Here is an 18,552-nt window from a genome sequence, read left to right on the forward strand (position 1 = left end):
TCCATGTCTAATAGGGGTTTTCCATGGCCTATCAGACCGTACTGGCCGGCACCGACGGCTCAGCCTCCTCCTTCCGCGCCGTCTCCGCGGCGGCTTCCCTGGCCGGCGCGACCGGCGCCACCCTCGTCCTGGCCTGCGCGTACGTACCCATGCGGGCCAGCGAGCAGGCCGTCGCCGCGGACCGGCTCGGCGATCTCGCCTACAAGGTGAGCGGCTCCACCCCCGCCGACGACGCCCTGCGGGCCGCCCGCGAGCACGCCGTCGCCGCGGGCGCGAGCGAGGTCGTACTGGCGGCCGAGGAGGGCGACGCGGTCGACGTGCTCATCACGCTGGCCGCCAAGCACCGGGCGGATCTGCTGGTCGTCGGCAACCGCGGGCTCAACAGCCTGGCGGGGCGGCTGCTCGGCTCCGTGCCGTCGCACGTCGCCCACCGCGCCTCCTGCGACGTGCTGATCGTGCACACCACCTCCGGCGGCCGCGCCTGACTCGTCACTCCGCGTCAGGATCTGACATGAGAGCGCCTGCCCGCCGGTGGCGGCCTGAACAGGCGATCTGACAGTGCTCGGGTCATCACTGCCTGACAGCATCTGACCGGTCGGTCCGTGACGATGCCTGATCGTCGTTACTCCGTGACATGACCGCCTCCTCACCGCATAGGCTTAGCTGGACAGCGGAGAGAGGAGGCGACACGTGATCGAGTTCGAAAGGCTCCCCGAGCTCGTCGACCCGGTGCTCATAGCCGCGTTCGAAGGGTGGAACGACGCCGGCGAGGCATCCAGTGGTGTGATCGCCCACCTCGAGTCCGCCTGGAAGGCGGAGCCTCTCGTCGAGCTGGATCCCGACGACTACTACGACTTCCAGGTCACCCGTCCCGTCGTGGAGATGGGCGATGGGCTGACCCGATCGATCATCTGGCCGACGACGCGGCTGCTGCGTGCCCGCCCGCCGGGCGTCGAGCGCGACGTGGTGCTGCTGCGCGGCATCGAGCCCAACATGCGGTGGCGCTCGTTCTGCGCCGACATCATCGAGGTCTGCCGCGAGCTCGGCGTCGAGCTGGCCGTGATGCTGGGCGCGCTGCTCAACGACTCGCCGCACACCCGTCCCGTGCCGATCCTGGGCAGCGCCACGGACGAAAACCTCGCCCGCTCGACCCATCTGGAGCTGAGCCGCTACGAGGGCCCCACGGGCATCGTGGGCGTGCTGCAGCAGTCGTTCGGCGAGGCCGGTCTCGACGCCGTCTCGCTGTGGGCGTCGGTGCCGCACTACGTGGCCCAGCCGCCCAACCCCAAGGCCACCTTGGCACTGCTGCGCCGCCTCGAAGACCTGCTGGAGATCCCGATGCCGCTCGGCGAGCTGGACGAGGAGGCCCGCGCCTGGGAGAACGGCGTGGACGAGCTCGCCTCCCAGGACAGCGAAGTGGCCGAATACGTCAAGGAGCTCGAGGAGCGCAAGGACGCCGCCGAGCTGCCCGAGGCCAGCGGAGACGCGATCGCCGCCGAGTTCGAGCGCTACCTGCGGCGCCGGGACCGCGACACTGACAGCTGACTCGCAGCCTTTTTTGCCGAATTTTCTGGAAGTTTCGAGTAATAATCGAGAACCGTACAAGTTTGCATCAAGTTGGAATCCCAAGACCGGCTGGTCGAGAGGCTCCGGTCGCGAATGCCACGTTGAACCTACCCATGTGACCGCGCACGTTAGGCCAACCATGGCGACTTCCCACGTAGACCCGCACCAGAGGAGTCAGGACACCCGGCGACGCATCCTGGAGATGGCCCTCTCCCTCAGGGAGGACCGACCCGGCGGCTCCGTGGACCACTTCCTCGCCCTGCTGCAGGACCGGCTCCCGCTGTGGCTCAGCATCCTGCACGAACTCTCCCACCGCATCGGCAGAGGCAGCGTCGGCGACAACCTGCTGCCCATCGTGCGAGCGGGCATCGACTACTACACGGATGTGCAGGGCGCGGCGATGCCCGCGTTCACCTCTCCGTCGGTCACGGTCCGCTTCCGGCAGGCCGTACGCGATCACGGGCTCGGCCCGATGGGAGAGATCCTCCCGCTGGCCGCCTACCTGGAGGGCGAGCAGCGCCTCGGACGGGTCGCCGCCTCCGTCGACCCGGAGGCCACCGCCCGGCTGCTGCTGGCCGGGTGCTTCCATCACGCCTACATCGAGATGTTCGTCGGCTCCGACGCGGGACCCTCCCGGGACGCGAGCGCCCAGGAGATCGTCCGCGAACTCCGCCTCGAACCCGTGCCCGCCTGACGACTCCTACGGGACGTTGAACGTCTTGCGGTTGGTGGCCCCGATGACCTCGATCCCCCTGGTGCCGAGAACGCCGTCGAGCGGCAGCGACTCGGTGTAAGGAGCCGTGGCCGGGAGCCCGACGCCGTTCATCGAACCGATGACCTCGATCCCCCAGTACTCCGGCTGCCGGATGTAGACCAGCGGGGAGAGCGAGACCTTCATGGTGAGATACGGCTTGGTGCCGCTGACGATCAGGATGAACGTCTCCGGCACGATGCCCGGGACGACCCGCGCCTCCTCGAAGTCGATCAACCGCACGGATGCGGCCTGCGGCAACTGGGCAAAGTCTTCAGTCATGCTTGATCCCCCTGCATATGGCCTCACTCCGTGAGGCGAGTCGGTCGCTTGAGAAGCTCCCGACTCCGTCGGGAGCGCGACCTCTCTCCAAGGAGGCTAACCCAAGAAGATCGCGACACGTGGCGACGCGCCGACCAGGGCAAAGACCCTAGGCGGTCCGTACGGCGGTCCGGGTGTCCGGTACGGCGGTCGTCTCGTCGAAGCGCTGCCAGATCAGCTCCACCACGGCCGGATCGGCCCCCAGGGGTTCGCTGACCAGGTCCGCGCCCGCCTCCGTCAGGCGGCCGTGGAAGAAGCCGGGCGCCAGCAGGTACGAGGCGACCGCCAGGCGTGGCGCCGGGCTCGATCTGACGCGTTCCACGGCCTCGCCGAGCGACGGGCTGCCCGCCGAGGTGAACGCGGCCGTGACCGGGCGGCCCAGCCGTACCGACAGCAGGTGGGCGGCGGCGCGGACGTCGGCGAGGCCGGCCGGGTCCGAGGAGCCGGCCGCGCCCAGGATGACCGTGTCGGCGGGGCGCAGTCCCGCGCGGGCCAGCTTGCGGGCGAGCGCGGTGGTGAGCAGCCGGTGCGGTCCGAGCGGCGGCGCGACGAGCGCGTCGGGGCGGTGTTCGGCGACGACGTTCGGCAGGTCGATGTGTACGTGGTAGCCGCCCGCGAGCAGCAGCGGCACCACGACCACGGGTCCGGGGACCGTGGACAGCACGTCGGACAGCAGGGGAGAGCTGATCTCCAGGTAGCTCAGCTCGACGCGATGCCGGGGCCGCGTCCGCCGGACCGCCGCGGCCAGCGCGGCCAGGGATCGCTCCCCCGCCGCGCTCCGCGTCCCATGCGCGGCCAGGACCAGCGTCGGCGCGGTTGCTCCGGCCCGTACGGACGCGACCGGCATCGGCGCCACAGAAGCGGGAACGACCCGCTCGGGCGAGGGCGACGTCACAGGAACGGAAGCGGCCCCCTTGGGCGAGGGTGACGTCACAGGGACGCCGCCTCGTGGGTGCAGGCGAGCCGGTAGCCCCGTTTGACCACCGTCTCGACGATCCCGCTGGGCCCGAGCGCGCGCCGCAGCCGGGTGATCGCCATCTCCACGGCGTGCTCCGCCGAGTCGCGCGACAGGCTGCCCGGCAGCACGGTACGCAGGTCGGTACGGGAGACCACATGGCCGGGTTTGTCGGCCAGGCGCTTGAGCACGGCCATCGGCGCGGGTGGCAGCGGCCTGAGTTCGCCGTCGACGACCACCGCGTGCCCGCGGATCTCCAGCCGGTGCCCGCCCGCCTCCAGCCGGGTGACGCCGTGTTCCGGCAGGTGCCTGGCCAGCGCCCTGGCCAGCGCGCCGAGCCGCGCCCGGTCGGGCTGCAGGGTGCGTACGCCACGCGTGACCAGGGGCCCGGCGGTGACCGGACCGACGCAGGCGGCCACGACGCGGTCGCCGAACGCCGCCAGCAACTGCTCCTCCAGCCCTTCGGCCCGCGCGGCGCCGAGCATGGCGTGTACGGCGGGCGCGCTGGTGAAGGCCACGGCGTCCACGGCGCCCGACAGCGTCTGGGTGATGAGGCGGCGCAGCGGCGAGGGGTCGCGGTACGGCAGCCACCGGTAGACCGGGATCTCGATCACCTCGGCCCCGGCCTCCCGCAGCGCGGCGACGAACTCCGTCAGCGGCTCTCCGTGCTGCTGCACCGCGATGCGGCGTCCGCGCAGGTCCTGGGCCAGGAGGTACTGCTTGACCTCCTCGCAGGACTCGGTGGCGGGGGTCCAGTGGTCGTTCAGCCCGGCGGCGCGCACCGCTCCCCTGGCCTTGGGGCCGCGGGTGAGCAGGCGGGCTCTGGTCAGGTGGTCGGCCAGGTCGGCGGACAGGCCCCAGCCCTCGGCCGCGGCCATCCAGCCGCGGAAGCCGACGCCGGTGGTGATGACCACGTCGTCCACCGGCCCGGTCAGGCTGAGCCGGGTGGCGGCCAGCAGGTCGGAGTCCTCGGAGAGCGGCACCAGCCTGATGGCGGGCGCGCTCACCACCCGCGCGCCGCGCCGTTCGAGCAGCGCGCCGAACTCCTCGCGCCGCCGGGTGGCGGTCACGCCGACGGTGAAGCCGGACAGCGCGTCCGGCGCCGTCTCCAGCGCTCTCGCCGGGTCGTCGAGGGGAAGGGCGCTCACGCGAACACCTCCTGTAGTGGTGGGCTTGGCCGGGCCCCGAGCACCCGGCCAAGCATCACAGGCCCATGAGCCGGAAGTGAGATCACAGAATAGATAGTGCTTTCAGGCGGTTTCGCCCCTGGGTCTCCCTTGTTACCGCTGTGCTACAACCCAGAACCCCGACGGTTGATCCCGAAGGCGCGCGGGAAGCCTCTCCCCCAGACGACGCGACCAATCGGGGAGTTGCGGTGGCAGTCCGCCCTATCCGCGTGTTCAGCGATCCGGTGCTCCGCTCGGTGGCGGCGCCGGTTCACGACTTCGACCGGGAGCTCCGGGGGCTGGTCAAGTCCCTGACGGCGACGATGCGCGCCGGAGCCGGCCGCGCCGGCCTGGCCGCACCCCAGATCGGGGTGTCGCTGCGTGTCGTCGTCTACTCCTACGACGGCAAGTCAGGGTGCCTGGTGAATCCGCGGCTGGAGCTGTCCGAGCGGCGTATCACGGCGGACGAGGCGTGCCTGTCGGCGCCGGGCCTGTGGCGGCCGCTGGAGCGTTCGTACATGGTCACGGCTCGTGGCCGCGACGCGTTCGGCAAACCCGTCACCGTACGGGCGCTGGGTGTGCTCGCCAGGGTGCTGCAGCACGAGGTCGATCACCTCGACGGTGTGCTGTTCAGCGACCGCCTCGAGGACGGCGAGCGCCAACGCTTTCTCGCTGAGGTGATGTCAGGGTGAGTTCGCGCCGCTGTGACGGGTCGGTGCCGCCCCAGACGCCGTAGGCCTGTCCGGTGCTGAGGGCGTAGTCGAGGCAGGGCTCGCGTACCGGGCAGTCCCGGCAGACGACCTTGGCGCGCTCCACTTGCGCGTGGCCCGGCCCTTCGGGGGAGATCGGGAAGAACAATTCCGGGTCTACGACCAGGCAGGACGCCTTACGCGACCAATCCATCATCATCATGTTGAAGGCCCCTACCCCTCCTTTTTCCGGTCATACCTCTGCAAAAAGTAGATCCCAATCGGCCAGGAACCCTGGTCAGCGCGTAACGGACCGGTGCCGCGGGCGGCGAGCTTCGGGTACTTGGCGAAGTTTTTAACGGCGCCGACGCCTACATCGGCCCTCGACGGGCCTCCTCACCAGCGGCTCCAGCCGACCAGCGGTGACCAGACCGCGGAGCCCGCCCTCCCGGAAGCCACGCCACCGGCCTCGGCGACGGCGCTCAGCACGCGGTCCACGACGTCGGACAGGTCCTCGGCCACCTCGGCGGCCTGCTGGATCTCCTCCGCGCGGGTCTGGCCGGTCGGCACCAGGATGCCCCTGGCCCCCGCGGCCCTGGCCGCCTCCATGTCCCTGCCGATGTCGCCCACCACGACGCAGTCGCGCGGGCTGACGTCGAGGACGGCCGCCGCCCTGATCACCAGCCCCGGCGCGGGCTTGCGGCAGGTACAGCCGTCGGAGTCGTCGTGCACGCAGATCGCCCACGCGTCGAACGGGCCGAGGAGCTCCTCCACCCTGGCGTTCACCTGATCCATCTCGTCCGGCGTGAGCAGGCCCTTGGCCACGCCCGACTGGTTGGTGACGACCGCCACCGGCACGTCGGCCCGGCGCAGGCGCATCAGCGCCTCCATCGCGCCCGGCATCGGCTCGACCCGCGCCGGGTCGCCGTTGTAGGGGACGTCTTTGATCAGGGACCCGTCCCGGTCGAAGAGCACCGCCCCGGGACGTCGTGGTTCGAACACCGTTCACCTCCGTCGCGCTGCCGCCCAGCTACCCGGGAGCCCCCTTCGCAAACAACCACTCAGCGTGACCTGTCGCAGCGTCTTCGGCCTGTTTCCCCACTACATCGGGGCGTCCGAGGTTTGAGATCCGCTTCTCTCGGTAGCCATCCCCGATGGGATTTCTCGGCCGCTCCGAGTACGGCCGGCGGATCTACGTGATCAGCGAGGACTTCACGCGGGCCGCCGGGGTCGAATTATCGCCCGATGATCAGGGAAAACACGCTGTCCGCCCATCGCTTCCGGATATTGGGAACGTTATCGGGAACCTTATAGATACCGGCACAGGCGCCGGTGAAGGCGCGTACGTAGTGGTCCACCCGGGGACGTCAGCACCCACCAGGACGCCTGCCGAGCGGCATCGGCAAGCGGTCCGGGAGCTGGCCGAAGACGGGCACCGGGTCGTCGTGACAGGCAAGGAGCGCGAGCTCATCGCCTATGTCGCCCACGATGTTGCGGTCGACCTCGGCGGTAGAACGACGCTCTCACAGCTGGCAGCCCTCATCGAGCGGGCCGGCGTGCTGGTGGCCGGAAACACCGGCACCGCGCACCTGGCAGCCGTCGTCGGTACGCCTGCCGTGAGCCTGTTCGCCCCCCGGTCGCTCCTGTCTTCCCGATGGGCTCCCTACGGAGTGCCCCCGGTGTTCCTCGGCGACCGGCAAGCCCCTTGCCAGGACGCCAGGGCACCCAGGTCCGTCGCAGGTGACAAGCGAGCAGGTGGTCAAAGCAGTGAGGGAGCTGACCAGTGAATGTCGATCTGATCTCTGAACACGCGGACCCCCTGGCCGCGATCGGCAGCGTCGACTCCGGCGGCCAGAACGTCTACGTCGCCGCGCTGGCCGTCGCGCTGGGAGAGCGCGGGCACACGGTCATCGTCCACACCCGCCGCTCCGATCCGGCCCAGCCGGAGTCGGTGCCGCTGGCACCCGGCGTCACGGTCGAGTACGTCACGGCCGGGCCCGCGGTGCCGATCCCGAAGGACGAGCTCCCGCGGTACATGCCGGAGTTCACCGACCGTCTCGCCGACCGCTGGGCCGTGCGCCGGCCCGACGTGGCGCACGCGCACTTCTGGATGAGCGGCCAGGCGGCCTTGCAGGCCTCCGAGGACGTACCGGTGGTGCAGACGTTCCACGCGCTGGGCACGGTCAAGCGGCGCTGGCAGGGTCAGGCGGACTCCAGCCCCGCGCACCGCCTGGCGACCGAGCGGGAGATCGGCGCGCGCGCCGACGCGGTGCTCGCCACCTGCCGCGACGAGGTGACCGAACTGCGCGCGATGGGCGTGCCCGAGCAGCGCATCGCGGTGGTGCCGTGCGGCGTGGACCTGACCGAGTTCTGCCCCCAGGGCCCGGTCGCGCCGCGCGCCCGTGTCCGGCGTCCGATGGTGCTCAGCATCGGACGCCAGGTGCCGCGCAAGGGCGTCGACACGGTGATCCAGGCCATGCGCCGGCTTCCGGAGGCCGACCTGGTCATCGCCGGCGGGCACCGGGACGGCGCGGAGTCGGCGCGGCTGCGCGAGCTGGCCGCCGGGTGCGGCGTCGGGGACCGGGTGCACGTGATCGGCAGCGTTCCCCGCGCCCACGTCCCGGCGCTCATGCGCTCGGCGGACGTGGTGGTCTGCGTGCCCTGGTACGAGCCGTTCGGCATGGTGGCGATCGAGGCGATGGCGTGCGGCGTGCCGGTCGTGGCCTCCGGGGTCGGCGGGCACCTCGACACGGTCGCGGGCTGCGGCGTACTGGTGCCGCCGCGCCGCCCGCGAGCGCTGGCCAGAACCCTGCGCGACCTGCTCGCCGACGAGGACCGGCGCAAGGCGATCGGCGCGGCCGGAGCACGCCGCGCTCAGGAGAGGTACGGCTGGGCGCGCGTCGCCGAGCAGACCGAGGCCGTGTACGGGCAGGTGATCGACGGCAAGGTATGCCGCCTCGCCGCGCTCGGGGGGTGATCACCAGGGTCGACGGCCACGCACGACCGGCCCGGAGACGTGCCGGCACGCCTGTCCACCAGCGCCGCCGCGTCAGGCGGCGCCGGTGTCAGGCGCGGGCGCCGGGCCGGTGTCACTTTCCGAAGGCGCCGGGGATCCGGGCAGAGGACTGCCGGGAGTAGCAGCACGCAATACGGCTGGAGGTCATTTCCGGCCGGGTCAGCGCCAGTTCAGGCACCGGCCTCGAGCACGGCGAGGTCGCGCACCGCATAACGGTGATGCTCGGCCTCTTCCTTCAGCACCACCTTGAGGCAGCGGCGCACGACGTACTCCTGGTCGGGATACGGGTCCGCCGGCTTGCGACCGCATACCCGATCGAGCTCGGCCTCGGTGAGCCCGTCGACGACCCGCCGCGTCGTGGCCATGCGGGCGAGCCGCGGCGCGAGCACCTCGTCGAGCGTCGGGGTGGCTTCGAGGGTGAGACCGAGCTTCGCCGCCACGTCGGACGGCATCCCGCCGTAAGGGAAGCCCAACGGGTGGTACGGCGCTTCCTCCTCCAGCACGGCATTGCCGAGCCAGGCATCGGCGGCGAACAGCAGGTGCCGTTGGGTCTCGACCAACGACCACTCGCCGTTGACCTGCTCGTGCAGCTTGGCCTCGGGCAGCAGCCTGGCGCGGTCGAGTGTCGCCGCCCACATCGTCTCGACGGCACTCCAAGCAACCCGGTAGTCGTCGGGGGCCGCGGCGTCACGCGCCAGCATCCGCGTGGGGTGCCGCCGGTCGAGCTCGGCCTCGACGTAGGCGGTCACGTCGACGTCGTTGACGACGAGACGCTCGAAGTCGCCACCGAGGTAGACGTCGCTCCCATAGCAGTCGACGATCTTCAGACCGCTGACCTCGCAATCGCGGATCTCGAGACCGGCAAGGTCGCACAGGTGGATGCGGGCACCACGGAACCGGTCACTCTGGGCGTACTCAGCGGTCATCGAGGCAGTCTTCCGCACCCGTCCCGCGCCCGTCCACCACGAAGGCGAACCCCTCGACGACGCCGCAGCGTCCAGTGCCCACTCGGGCATGCGGACCACTTCGCGCATCCGTGCGGACGACGTGGGAAACCGACAGACGGTCGTCTAGAGCGCGACGCCCAGCAGGGCGTCGGTCAGGTCGCGGACCAGGGCCGGTGCCGTCGGGTCCGAGCCGCCGCCCGACAGGGCCCGCTCGGCCCAGGCGTCGACGGCGGCCAGCGCGCCCGGCGTGTCGAGGTCGTCGGCGAGCCGCTCGCGCACCTGGGCCAGCAGCCCGCCCGCCTCGGGCGCCGCAGCCAGCCCGACAGCCGAGCGCCAGCGGGCCAGCCGGGCCTCGGCCTCGGCGAGCTGGGCCGGGACGTACGCCCAGTCCTCGCGGTAGTGGTGGGCGAGCAGCACGAGCCGGATCGCCATCGGGTCGTGCACGGCCCGCAGCTTGGAGACGAAGACCAGGTTGCCCTTGGACTTCGACATCTTCTCCCCGTCGAGCGCCACCATCCCGGCGTGCGTGTAGAACTTGGCGAACGGCCACTCCCCCGTGGCCGCGTGCCCCTCGGAGGCGCCGCACTCGTGGTGCGGGAAGATCAGGTCGGTGCCGCCGCCCGCGACGTCGAAGCCGGCGCCCAGGTTGTCGAGGGCGATCGCGGTGCACTCGATGTGCCAGCCGGGCCGGCCGCGGCCGAGCGTCGAGTCCCAGGCGGGCTCGCCGGGCCGCTCGGACCGCCAGAGCAGCCAGTCGAGCGGGTGGCGCTTGCCGGCCCTGCCGGGGTCGCCGCCGCGCTCGGCGAACAGCTCGATCATCCGCTCCTCGCTGTAGCCGGACACCTGCCCGAACTTGGGCGCGTCGGCCACGCTGAAGTAGACGTCGCCGTCGAGCTCGTACGTGACGCCCTTGGCCGCCAGCTCGGCGATCAGCTCGGCCACCCCGCCCACGACCTCGGTCACGCCGACGTACTCGCGCGGCGGCACGATGCGCAGCGCCTCCATGTCGGTGCGGAACAGCTCGATCTCCCGCTCGGCCAGCTGCTGCCAGCTGACGCCGGTCTGCTCGGCGCGCTCCAGGAGCGGGTCGTCGACGTCGGTGGCGTTCTGGGTGTAGTGCACCTCGTGGCCCGCGTCGCGCCAGAGCCTGCCGACCATGTCGAAGGCCAGGTAGGTGTTGGCGTGGCCCAGGTGGGTGGCGTCGTAGGGGGTGATGCCGCACACGTACATGCGCGCCGTCGGACCCGGATCGGTCTGCCGGACCTGCCCGGCCGCCGTGTCGTAGAGCCGCAGTGGGACGCTCTCACCAGGAAGAGCGGGAAAGGTGGGGGCAGACCACGATCGCATGTCTTTGAGCCTATCCGTCCCGATCAGCGGTCAGGTCCGTGAAATCGTACGTCACACCCTCCGGCGCCAGCGTGACCAGCATCACGGACAGCGAGGCGAACACGCGGCCGTCGGGCGTCACGTCCCGGATGATCAGGGCCGACGGGTCGGCTGACGGGGCGGCGGCGATGAGCTCGCGCCAGTCGGCGGAGCTCTCGAAGCGCGGCCGGTAGGCGGCCACCCGTGCGTGTTCCGGGTTGAGGCCGGTGTTGACGATCATGCTGGTGCCGTCGGGCACCTCGGAGGTGCTGAGCCGTTCCCCGTCCCAGCTGAACAGGCGCGCCCGCGCCGGGTCGGCGAGCACCAGGTGGAAGGGGTCGTAGCGGGTCAGATCGACGTCGGGCAGGTCGACGTCGGGCAGGTCGTCGGCCCCGACGGCGAGGAGCGGCAGGTCGCCGCGGGAGATCTTGGTGGTCTCGGGCGCGGCCCGGCCGTGCCCGTTGAGGAGGGCGGCCGCGCGGCGCCTGGCGGGGTCGACGGCCAGCCAGGTGCCGCCTGCCTTGAGGTCGCGCCCGCCCACCACGCCGGGGTGTTCGGGCCAGTGCTCTCCCGGCCCCTCCCAGGGCCGGTCGGCGAACTCGTCTCGCACGCCCATCAGCGTCAGGGGCCGGCCCGTCTTCACGATCACCGTGCACATACGGCAAAGCGTAGTAAACGGATTTACCACGACCGCCAGGGGATGGCCGTTTACATCGGCGGCCAGGGAATGGCCGGCCAGTCGCGGGAGGGGTAGGGATGCAGACCGGTTTCGAGCAGCCGTTTGATCCGGGTCCAGGTCGCCTCGACCTCGGCGAGCGTGAGCAGGTCGCGCAGCCTGCGGCCGAGCTGGCCCGACTCGATGTCGCGCTCCAGCTTGGTGAGCGTGGCCACGGCCTCGCGGGCCAGCGGCTTGCCCCGCCACTGCCAGAGCACGGTGCGCAGTTTGTCCTCGGCGGAGAAGCAGACGCCGTGGTCGACCCCGTAGACGTGGCCGGTGGGCAGCGGCAGCAGGTGGCCGCCCTTGCGGTCGGCGTTGTTGATCACCGCGTCGAACACCGCCATCCGGCGCACCACCGGGTTGCGGCTGCGTACCAGGCGCATCAGGTCGACCTCGCGCTCGGTGTCGATCCAGAGCTGGCACATGCCCGGGCCGAACGGGCCCTCCCGGTAGACGGTCGGCGGCACGATCTGCCAGCCGGTCGCCTGAGAGACCTCGAACGCCGCGACCTCACGGGCGGCCAGCGTGCCGTCCGGGAAGTCCCAGAGCGGGCGCTCGCCGCGTACCGGCTTGTAGACGCAGGCGGCGGTGCGCGTGCCGAGCGTGATCGAGCAGTAGAGCGTCATGTTGGTCGCCTCGACGAGGCGGCCCGCGACCTCCAGGCGGCCGTCGCGGAGCAGCTCGAGCGCCCCCTCGTCCTCCAGGGGCGACGGGTGCGAAGGCCTGGTAGCCGGTTCGCTCTCCGGAGCGCTCATGACGTCGCCTCACCCCCGCGATAGCCGTTGAGACGGACGCAGACATGTCCCTCGGGGTCGAGCGGCTGTCCGCAAAGGGGACAGGCCGGTCGGCCCGCAGCGACGAGCTGGAGCGCCCGCTGAGTGAACGCACGGGCGACCCCGGCACTGATCCGCACCCGCAACATGGCGGGCTCGGGTGCCTCGACGGCTTCCTCGTCGATGATCTCCTGCGCTTCGATCACCACCTGTGACGTGTCGGGATCCCAGGCCAGTGCCATGGTGCCGACCCTGAAGTCCTCGGTGACAGGCACCTCGAGGGGCTTGTCGTCGGTCAGGTCGGCGGGCGCCATGGCAGGCACGTGCGCGGTGCCCCCACTGCGGCGCAGCACCTCGTCGAGCAGCTCGTCCAGCCTGCCCGCGAGTGCGGCCACCTGCAGTTTCTCCAGCGCTACCGTGGTCAGTCTGCCCTCGGCTCTGGCCTGCAGAAAGAAGGCTCGTGCGCCCGGTTGCCCCAAGGCACCGGCCACGAACCTCTCTGGTGGGTCGTAGTCGAAGACCGGCATAGCCTGACCTTACGTGGTTCCGGGTCCACCGCCGACGGCGGCATCGCTCCCGGTGAGTTTTTCTCCCCCGTCTTTCTCCTCCGAATCCTCGGGAAGCTGCAATTCCCCCATATCGTTAAGCCTGAGCACAAAGGGACGCAGGGGGGCATAGCGAATGACGGTGAGAGCCGCTGGATCTGCTGTTATCCGTTGAAAGTGATCCAGATGGAGCCCCAGAGCGTCGGCGACGATGGCCTTGATCACGTCTCCGTGGCTGCAAGCCAGGTAGACCCCTTTCCCCCCGAGGCGTTGGTTCCACTCCCGTACGGCGGTCACCGCCCGGTGTTGCATAACGGTCAATGACTCCCCTTCCGGAAATGTCACCGCACTGGGATGGGCCTGCACGACCTGCCACAACGGCTCCTTCGCCAGCTCCGCCAGCGGCCGCCCGGTCCACGCTCCGTAACCGCACTCCACGAACCGCTCGTCGGTCTGTACGTCCATGCCGCGCCCTTCGGCGACGGCCAGGGCCGTCTCCTGGCAGCGTTCGAGCGGGCTGGAGACGATGGCGTCGAGCCGGACTCCCGCGATGCGCCCGGCCAGCGCCGCGGCCTGCGCCCGGCCCGCCTCGCTCAGATGCACTCCAGGAGTACGGCCGGCCAGCACCGGCCCGGTGAGGGCGGTGAGCCCATGGCGGACGAGAAGGAGGGTGGTCACCGACCAAGTGTCGCAGGCGAGGATCACGGCGTTTGACGCACCCGGGCGGTAACCTGGCGGGATCATGGAGCAGCGCTATGTCGGCCGGAGCGGCCTGTCGGTGTCCCGCCTGGGGCTCGGCACGATGACCTGGGGGCGTGACACCAGTGCCGACGAGGCCGCGGCGCAGCTCCGCACGTTCATGAGCGCGGGCGGCACCCTGGTCGACACGGCCGATGTCTACACGGGCGGCGACGCCGAGCGCCTGCTCGGCCGGATGCTGCGCGACTCGGTGCCGCGTTCCGAGCTGGTGATCTCCACCAAGGCGGTGGTGACGCCGTCGGGCCGGCGGCCGCGGGACGCCTCCAGGCGCCACCTGATCGCCGCGGTCGACGACTCCCTCAACCGGCTGGGCCTCGATTACATCGACCTCTGGCAGCTGCACACCTATGACGCCGAGGTGCCGCTGGAGGAGACGATGGCGGCGCTCGACGCGATCGTCTCCTCGGGCCGGGCGGTCTACGCGGGCGTCTGCGACTACGCGGGCTGGCAGCTGGCCGCCGCCGCGGTCATGCAGCGGGTGATCCCCGGCCGCATCCCGATCACCTCCGCCCAGGCCGAATACTCCCTGCTGGCCCGCGAGCCGGAGCGCGAGCTGCTGCCCGCCGCCGAGCACGTGGGCGCGGGCGTGCTGGCCTGGTCACCGCTCGGCAGGGGCGTTCTGACGGGGAAGTACCGGACAGGCATTCCGGCCGATTCACGGGCCGCTACGCCGCATTTCGCCGATTTTGTCCGTCCTTATCTCGACGAGCGCAGCCGTAGTGTGGTCGAATCCGTGATGACCGCGGCCGACGGGCTCGGGGTCTCGCCGTTGGCTGTGGCACTCTCATGGGTACGCGACCAACCGGGCGTCGCCTCCGCTATCGTCGGTGCCCGTACGCACGCTCAGCTCGCCGGCGCACTGACCGCCGAGGACGTGGTGTTGCCGCGAGAGATACGTGAGGCCCTGGATGACGTGTCGTCGCTCGACTGAGAGCGAACGAGAGTCATGCTCGCGTGTCACGCGTCGATACCGAATCGCAACTTTAGCCGGAAAACACCTGCGTCGCACCGCCGAAGTCCATCAAGATTTCCTCCGTAAGCAACCCAGGAGGGGACGGATGGGGAGCAGGACCGCGATCTCGGCTGGAGCTCTCGCATTGGCGCTGGTCGCGATCCCGGTCGTCGCGTCGCCGGCGCTGGCCGAGGCCAGCGACTGCACGCGCGGCGACGGACTGCTCTCCGGGGTGACGAACGGCCTGTGCAACGTCGTGGAGGCGGTCACCGGCACGGTCAACACCCTCACGGGCGACACGCTCAATCCCGTGACGAAGAAGGTCGACAAGACCGCGGACGACGTCCTCGGCACGGTGGGCGACGCGGTCCCGACGACGATCCCCACCACATCGGGGCAGCCCCAGCCGACACCCTCGGACGACCACCTGCTGCCCAACACCCTCAGCGAGGTCTGTCTCCCGGTGGTGGGCTGCGAGAAACAGGACGTCCAGACGCACCACAAGGACCCCGAGAGCCCCCGCCCCGAGGACTCCGCCAAGCCCACGCCCACCGCGAAGCCCAACAAGCGCGACAAGAAGGACTCGACGACGACCCTCCCGACGGGGGGCCCGACGCCGCCGCAGACGGAGCCGTACGAGCTGGACACGCCCGAACACCCGGTCAAGAACATCCAGACCGCCGACACGGACATGCCCCGAATAGACCTGCTGTGGCCCAACCCCTTCGCCAGGGATCTCACGGATCCCCTGCGGGACCAGCCCATCATCCGTCCGTCGAAACCCGCCTCGGACGTCCTGGGCACCTCGCTGACGATCGCCCTGCTGACGTCGGCGATCCTGGCCACCCGCATCGTCCAGCAGCGCCGCCAGCGTACGGAGCAGCCGGACTCGATCCCCTTCGAGCCGGCCAGAGCGGGCAACAGCCGCCACCGCCTGGCTTAGACAGCCGGCGGCGACGGCCGTCGCCAGAGAACGTCAGAACAGGTCAGGCGCCGATCGCGTGGGCGCCGCCGTCCACGTGGACGATCTCGCCGGTGGTGGCGGGGAACCAGTCGGACATCAGCGCGACGCACGCCTTGGCGGCGGGGACCGTGTCGGACAGATCCCAGCCCAGCGGGGCCCGCTCCGGCCAGCTGTCCTCGAACTCCTTGAAGCCCGGGATCGACTTGGCCGCCATCGTGCGCAGCGGCCCGGCGGCGACGAGGTTGACGCGGATGTTCTGCTTGGCCAGGTCACGGGCGAGATAGCGGTTGCACGACTCCAGGCCCGCCTTGGCGACGCCCATCCAGTCGTAGACCGGCCACGCCTTGCTCGCGTCGAAGTCGAGGCCGACGACCGCGCCGCCCTCCTTCATCAGCGGCAGGCAGGCGACGGCCAGCGACTTGTAGGAGTAGGTCGAGATGTGCAGGGCGGTGGCGACGTCCTCCCAGGTGGTGTTGAGGAAGTTGCCGCCCAGGGCGCTCTGCGGGGCGAAGCCGATGGAGTGGACGACGCCGTCGAGGCCGCCGACATGCTCGCCGACCCGGTCGGCCAGCGTGTCGAGGTGCTCGGTGTTCTGGACGTCGAGCTCGATCACCGGCGGCGTCTCGGGCAGCCGCTTGGCGATGCGCTCGACCAGGCTCAACCGGCCGAACCCGGTGAGCACCACGGTGGCGCCCTCCTCCTGGGCCAGCTTGGCCACCGAGAACGCGATCGACGCGTCGGTGAGCACGCCGGTCACGAGGATCCGCTTGCCTTGGAGAATTCCCACGTCAGTGCCCCATTCCGAGTCCGCCGTCGACCGGGATCACGGCCCCGGTGATGTAAGAGGCGTCGTCGCTCGCCAGGAAGCGAACGACGCGCGCGATCTCGCCCGGCGCCGCCTGGCGCCCGAGCGGGATGTTCTTGATGATGGCCGCCACGTCGAGATCGGCCGTCATGTCGGTGTCGACGAAGCCGGGCGCGACCACGTTGACGGTGATGCCGCGCGAGCCGTACTCGCGCGCCATGGACCGGCCGAAACCGATGAGGCCCGCCTTGGAGGCGGCGTAGTTGGTCTGACCGGCCGAGCCGGCCAGGGCGACGACGGAGGAGACGAGGATGACGCGGCCGCGCTTGAGCTTCATCATGGGCCTGATGGCCCGCTTGGCCACGCGGTAGGCGCCGGTCAGGTTGGCGTCGATGACGTCGGTGAAGGTCTCTTCCTTCATCATCGCCAGCAGCGTGTCCTTGGTGACGCCCGCGTTGGCGACCAGCACCTCGACCGGGCCCTGCTCGGCCTCGATCTTGTCGAAGGCGGACTCGACGTCGGACATGCTGGTCACGTCACACCTGACGCCGAACAGCCCCTCCGGCGGCTCCCCCGATCGGTAGGTGACCGCGACGGCGTCGCCGGCCGCGGCTAGTTCACGGGCGATCGCGAGGCCGATGCCGCGATTGCCTCCGGTGACGAGTACAGAGCGTGCCATGGCACCAGACGCTATCTCCTACCGGCGGGTATCCCCTTGTCCGGGAGGTACAAGATCACGGGGTTAGGATCGTGGACATGCGCCAGATCGATTCCGATTTCCTGGAGCTGCCGCTGCGGCAGCTGGCGGACGCCGCCCTGCAACGTGCTCGTGACCTGGGCGCCGAGCATGCCGACTTCCGGCTGGAACGCGTCAGAGCCGAGACCCTGAGCCTCTACGACGCCCGGCTCGAAGGAGCCATGGACGCCGACGACCTCGGCTACGCGGTCCGCGTCGTCAAGGGCGGCACGTGGGGCTTCGCCGCCGGCATCCATCTCACACCCGAGGCGGCGGCGACGGTGGCCGAGCAGGCGGTGCGGGTGGCCGAGGTGAGCGCCCCCATCAACAGGGAGCCCATCGAGCTGGCCCCCGAGCCGGTCCACGCCGAGACGGTGTGGGTCTCCGCCTACGACGTCGACCCGTTCGAGGTGCCGTCGGCGGAGAAGGTGGCGCTGCTGGCCGACTGGTCGGCCGGGCTGCTCAAGGGCGCCGACCACGTCTCGGCCCGGCTGCTCCAGGTCAAGGAGCAGAAGTTCTACGCCGACACGGCGGGCACGGTGACCACGCAGCAGCGGGTGCGGGTGCATCCGAAGCTCAACGCGATGAAGGCGGCGGGTGGCGGGTTCGACGACATGTCGACGATCGCGCCTCCGGTGGGCCGCGGCTACGAATACCTGACGGGCACCGGCTGGGACTGGGCGGACGAGCTGGCCCGGCTCCCCGGGCTGCTGGCGGAGAAGCTGGCGGCCCCCTCGGTGGAGGCGGGCGACCACGACGTGGTGATCGACCCGTCCAACCTGTGGCTGACCATCCACGAGTCGATCGGGCACGCCACCGAGCTCGACCGGGCGCTCGGCTACGAAGCGGCCTACGCGGGCACCAGCTTCGCCACGTTCGACCAGCTCAACGAGCTCGTGTACGGCTCGCCGGTGATGAACGTGACCGGCGACAGGACCGTCACGCACGGCCTGGCCACGATCGGCTTCGACGACGAGGGCGTGCAGGGGCAGAGCTTCGACATCGTCAGGGACGGCATCCTGGTCGGCTACCAGCTCGACCGGCGGATGGCGTTGATGAAGGGGTTCGGGCGGTCCAACGGGTGCGCGTTCGCCGACTCGCCGGGGCACATGCCGATCCAGCGGATGGCCAACGTCTCACTCGCCGCCGCGCCTGACGGGCCCTCGACCGAGGAGCTCATCTCGCGGGTCGAGCGGGGCCTCTACATCGTCGGCGACAAGAGCTGGTCGATCGACATGCAGCGCTACAACTTCCAGTTCACCGGGCAGCGGGCCTACCGGATCTCCCACGGCGAGCTGGCCGGGCAGGTGCGCGACTTCGCCTACCAGGCGACCACGACGGACTTCTGGCAGTCGATGGAGGCCGTCGGCGGCCCGCAGACGTACGTGCTGGGTGGCGCCTTCAACTGCGGCAAGGGTCAGCCGGGCCAGGTCGCGCCGGTCAGCCATGGCTGTCCGTCCGGGCTGTTCCGGGGCGTACGGATCCTCAACACCGTGCAGGAGGGTGGAAAGTGAGCGAGCAGCG

General features: G+C 70.6%; 22 protein-coding genes. 9 read left to right on the forward strand and 13 right to left on the reverse strand.

What is annotated here, in order from left to right; all coding sequences use genetic code 11:
- The first annotated feature begins 23 nt into the window (after positions 1–23).
- The 3 genes from KME78_RS09920 to KME78_RS09930 all read left to right on the forward strand — a co-directional run bounded on the left by KME78_RS09920 (position 24) and on the right by KME78_RS09930 (position 2,260).
- Positions 24–485: a universal stress protein gene (locus KME78_RS09920; protein WP_219528496.1), complete on the forward strand. Its 462-nt coding sequence runs from the start codon at positions 24–26 to the stop codon at positions 483–485.
- Between the two features lie 205 nt (positions 486–690).
- Positions 691–1,545, forward strand: coding sequence for a PAC2 family protein (locus KME78_RS09925; RefSeq protein WP_219528497.1), 855 nt, complete (start codon positions 691–693; stop codon positions 1,543–1,545).
- A gap of 223 nt (positions 1,546–1,768) precedes the next feature.
- Positions 1,769–2,260 (forward strand): hypothetical protein, encoded by a 492-nt coding sequence (locus KME78_RS09930; RefSeq protein WP_219528498.1) that lies wholly within the window; start codon positions 1,769–1,771, stop codon positions 2,258–2,260.
- A 6-nt stretch (positions 2,261–2,266) separates the two neighbouring features.
- On the opposite strand, the gene KME78_RS09935 is transcribed toward KME78_RS09930, so the two are convergent.
- From KME78_RS09935 to KME78_RS09945, 3 genes are all read right to left on the reverse strand, one after another.
- Entirely contained in the window at positions 2,267–2,599 is a 333-nt protein-coding gene (locus KME78_RS09935) for a hypothetical protein (protein ID WP_219528499.1), read from the reverse strand.
- Positions 2,600–2,747: 148 nt separating this feature from the next.
- Positions 2,748–3,485 (reverse strand): sirohydrochlorin chelatase, encoded by a 738-nt coding sequence (locus KME78_RS09940; RefSeq protein WP_219528500.1) that lies wholly within the window; start codon positions 3,483–3,485, stop codon positions 2,748–2,750.
- A gap of 83 nt (positions 3,486–3,568) precedes the next feature.
- Positions 3,569–4,741: a uroporphyrinogen-III synthase gene (locus tag KME78_RS09945; RefSeq protein WP_219528501.1), complete on the reverse strand. Its 1,173-nt coding sequence runs from the start codon at positions 4,739–4,741 to the stop codon at positions 3,569–3,571.
- A 227-nt stretch (positions 4,742–4,968) separates the two neighbouring features.
- Here KME78_RS09945 and def point away from each other — a divergent pair, with 227 nt between their 5' ends.
- On the forward strand, positions 4,969–5,451 hold the full coding sequence (gene def / locus KME78_RS09950; protein WP_219528502.1) for a peptide deformylase: 483 nt from the start codon (positions 4,969–4,971) through the stop codon (positions 5,449–5,451).
- On the opposite strand, the gene KME78_RS09955 is transcribed toward def, so the two are convergent.
- Positions 5,390–5,671 carry a WhiB family transcriptional regulator gene (locus KME78_RS09955; RefSeq protein WP_372454893.1) on the reverse strand — a complete coding sequence of 94 codons (282 nt, stop codon included), beginning with the start codon at positions 5,669–5,671 and terminating at the stop codon, positions 5,390–5,392. The two genes, def and KME78_RS09955, sit on opposite strands and share 62 nt — an antisense overlap.
- 173 nt (positions 5,672–5,844) lie before the next feature.
- Complete coding sequence (locus tag KME78_RS09960; protein WP_308126877.1) at positions 5,845–6,450, reverse strand: D-glycero-alpha-D-manno-heptose-1,7-bisphosphate 7-phosphatase; 606 nt, start codon at positions 6,448–6,450, stop codon at positions 5,845–5,847.
- 152 nt (positions 6,451–6,602) lie between these two features.
- Here KME78_RS09960 and KME78_RS09965 point away from each other — a divergent pair, with 152 nt between their 5' ends.
- Together KME78_RS09965 and KME78_RS09970 are read left to right on the forward strand one after the other, a co-directional pair.
- Positions 6,603–7,235, forward strand: coding sequence for a glycosyltransferase family 9 protein (locus tag KME78_RS09965; protein ID WP_219528503.1), 633 nt, complete (start codon positions 6,603–6,605; stop codon positions 7,233–7,235).
- A complete protein-coding gene (locus KME78_RS09970; RefSeq protein ID WP_219528504.1) occupies positions 7,232–8,425 on the forward strand; it encodes a glycosyltransferase in 1,194 nt (397 codons plus the stop codon). The genes KME78_RS09965 and KME78_RS09970 overlap by 4 nt, the downstream gene beginning before the upstream one ends.
- Before the next feature lie 209 nt (positions 8,426–8,634).
- Here the strand turns inward: KME78_RS09970 and KME78_RS09975 are convergent, their stop codons facing one another.
- The 6 genes from KME78_RS09975 to KME78_RS10000 form a co-directional block, all read right to left on the reverse strand.
- Positions 8,635–9,390, reverse strand: a complete 756-nt coding sequence (locus KME78_RS09975) for a DinB family protein (protein WP_219528505.1) — start codon at positions 9,388–9,390, stop codon at positions 8,635–8,637.
- A gap of 144 nt (positions 9,391–9,534) precedes the next feature.
- The gene (mshC, locus tag KME78_RS09980) at positions 9,535–10,758 is read right to left on the reverse strand and encodes a cysteine--1-D-myo-inosityl 2-amino-2-deoxy-alpha-D-glucopyranoside ligase (protein WP_219528506.1); all 1,224 of its coding nucleotides are present in this window, start codon (positions 10,756–10,758) and stop codon (positions 9,535–9,537) included.
- Between the two features lie 10 nt (positions 10,759–10,768).
- Positions 10,769–11,434 (reverse strand): NRDE family protein, encoded by a 666-nt coding sequence (locus KME78_RS09985; RefSeq protein WP_219528507.1) that lies wholly within the window; start codon positions 11,432–11,434, stop codon positions 10,769–10,771.
- A 50-nt stretch (positions 11,435–11,484) separates the two neighbouring features.
- Positions 11,485–12,249 carry an SCO1664 family protein gene (locus KME78_RS09990; protein WP_219528508.1) on the reverse strand — a complete coding sequence of 255 codons (765 nt, stop codon included), beginning with the start codon at positions 12,247–12,249 and terminating at the stop codon, positions 11,485–11,487.
- Positions 12,246–12,794, reverse strand: coding sequence for a DUF3090 domain-containing protein (locus tag KME78_RS09995; RefSeq protein ID WP_219528509.1), 549 nt, complete (start codon positions 12,792–12,794; stop codon positions 12,246–12,248). The genes KME78_RS09990 and KME78_RS09995 overlap by 4 nt, the downstream gene beginning before the upstream one ends.
- A 9-nt stretch (positions 12,795–12,803) precedes the next feature.
- Positions 12,804–13,490 (reverse strand): MSMEG_4193 family putative phosphomutase, encoded by a 687-nt coding sequence (locus KME78_RS10000; protein ID WP_219528510.1) that lies wholly within the window; start codon positions 13,488–13,490, stop codon positions 12,804–12,806.
- A gap of 64 nt (positions 13,491–13,554) precedes the next feature.
- Between KME78_RS10000 and KME78_RS10005 the strand changes: the two genes are divergently transcribed.
- Positions 13,555–14,502 (forward strand): aldo/keto reductase, encoded by a 948-nt coding sequence (locus KME78_RS10005; RefSeq protein ID WP_219528511.1) that lies wholly within the window; start codon positions 13,555–13,557, stop codon positions 14,500–14,502.
- A 127-nt stretch (positions 14,503–14,629) separates the two neighbouring features.
- Positions 14,630–15,466: a hypothetical protein gene (locus KME78_RS10010; RefSeq protein WP_219528512.1), complete on the forward strand. Its 837-nt coding sequence runs from the start codon at positions 14,630–14,632 to the stop codon at positions 15,464–15,466.
- Positions 15,467–15,509: 43 nt separating this feature from the next.
- Here the strand turns inward: KME78_RS10010 and fabI are convergent, their stop codons facing one another.
- Entirely contained in the window at positions 15,510–16,274 is a 765-nt protein-coding gene (gene fabI / locus KME78_RS10015) for an enoyl-ACP reductase FabI (RefSeq protein WP_219528513.1), read from the reverse strand.
- A gap of 1 nt (position 16,275) precedes the next feature.
- Positions 16,276–16,971, reverse strand: coding sequence for a 3-oxoacyl-ACP reductase FabG (gene fabG / locus KME78_RS10020; protein ID WP_219528514.1), 696 nt, complete (start codon positions 16,969–16,971; stop codon positions 16,276–16,278).
- Positions 16,972–17,048: 77 nt separating this feature from the next.
- On the opposite strand from fabG, the gene KME78_RS10025 reads away from it, so the two are divergent.
- Positions 17,049–18,542: a TldD/PmbA family protein gene (locus KME78_RS10025; protein ID WP_219528515.1), complete on the forward strand. Its 1,494-nt coding sequence runs from the start codon at positions 17,049–17,051 to the stop codon at positions 18,540–18,542.
- The last annotated feature ends 10 nt before the right edge of the window (positions 18,543–18,552 follow it).

This window comes from Nonomuraea guangzhouensis (genome assembly GCF_019396345.1).
Classification (GTDB): Bacteria; Actinomycetota; Actinomycetes; order Streptosporangiales; family Streptosporangiaceae; genus Nonomuraea; species Nonomuraea guangzhouensis.

What these genes read in the sequence shown, in the direction of transcription:
- KME78_RS09920 (WP_219528496.1), top strand. Translation starts at nt 24, where the DNA reads ATGGCCTATCAGACCGTACTGGCCGGCACCGACGGCTCAGCCTCCTCC.
- KME78_RS09930 (WP_219528498.1), top strand. Translation starts at nt 1,769, where the DNA reads ATGGCCCTCTCCCTCAGGGAGGACCGACCCGGCGGCTCCGTGGACCAC.
- KME78_RS09935 (WP_219528499.1), bottom strand. Translation starts at nt 2,599, where the DNA reads ATGACTGAAGACTTTGCCCAGTTGCCGCAGGCCGCATCCGTGCGGTTG.
- KME78_RS09940 (WP_219528500.1), bottom strand. Translation starts at nt 3,485, where the DNA reads ATGCCGGTCGCGTCCGTACGGGCCGGAGCAACCGCGCCGACGCTGGTC.
- KME78_RS09955 (WP_372454893.1), bottom strand. Translation starts at nt 5,671, where the DNA reads ATGATGATGATGGATTGGTCGCGTAAGGCGTCCTGCCTGGTCGTAGAC.
- KME78_RS09965 (WP_219528503.1), top strand. Translation starts at nt 6,603, where the DNA reads ATGGGATTTCTCGGCCGCTCCGAGTACGGCCGGCGGATCTACGTGATC.
- KME78_RS09975 (WP_219528505.1), bottom strand. Translation starts at nt 9,390, where the DNA reads ATGACCGCTGAGTACGCCCAGAGTGACCGGTTCCGTGGTGCCCGCATC.
- mshC (WP_219528506.1), bottom strand. Translation starts at nt 10,758, where the DNA reads ATGCGATCGTGGTCTGCCCCCACCTTTCCCGCTCTTCCTGGTGAGAGC.
- KME78_RS09985 (WP_219528507.1), bottom strand. Translation starts at nt 11,434, where the DNA reads ATGTGCACGGTGATCGTGAAGACGGGCCGGCCCCTGACGCTGATGGGC.
- KME78_RS09990 (WP_219528508.1), bottom strand. Translation starts at nt 12,249, where the DNA reads ATGAGCGCTCCGGAGAGCGAACCGGCTACCAGGCCTTCGCACCCGTCG.
- KME78_RS09995 (WP_219528509.1), bottom strand. Translation starts at nt 12,794, where the DNA reads ATGCCGGTCTTCGACTACGACCCACCAGAGAGGTTCGTGGCCGGTGCC.
- KME78_RS10005 (WP_219528511.1), top strand. Translation starts at nt 13,555, where the DNA reads ATGGAGCAGCGCTATGTCGGCCGGAGCGGCCTGTCGGTGTCCCGCCTG.
- KME78_RS10010 (WP_219528512.1), top strand. Translation starts at nt 14,630, where the DNA reads ATGGGGAGCAGGACCGCGATCTCGGCTGGAGCTCTCGCATTGGCGCTG.
- fabG (WP_219528514.1), bottom strand. Translation starts at nt 16,971, where the DNA reads ATGGCACGCTCTGTACTCGTCACCGGAGGCAATCGCGGCATCGGCCTC.
- KME78_RS10025 (WP_219528515.1), top strand. Translation starts at nt 17,049, where the DNA reads ATGCGCCAGATCGATTCCGATTTCCTGGAGCTGCCGCTGCGGCAGCTG.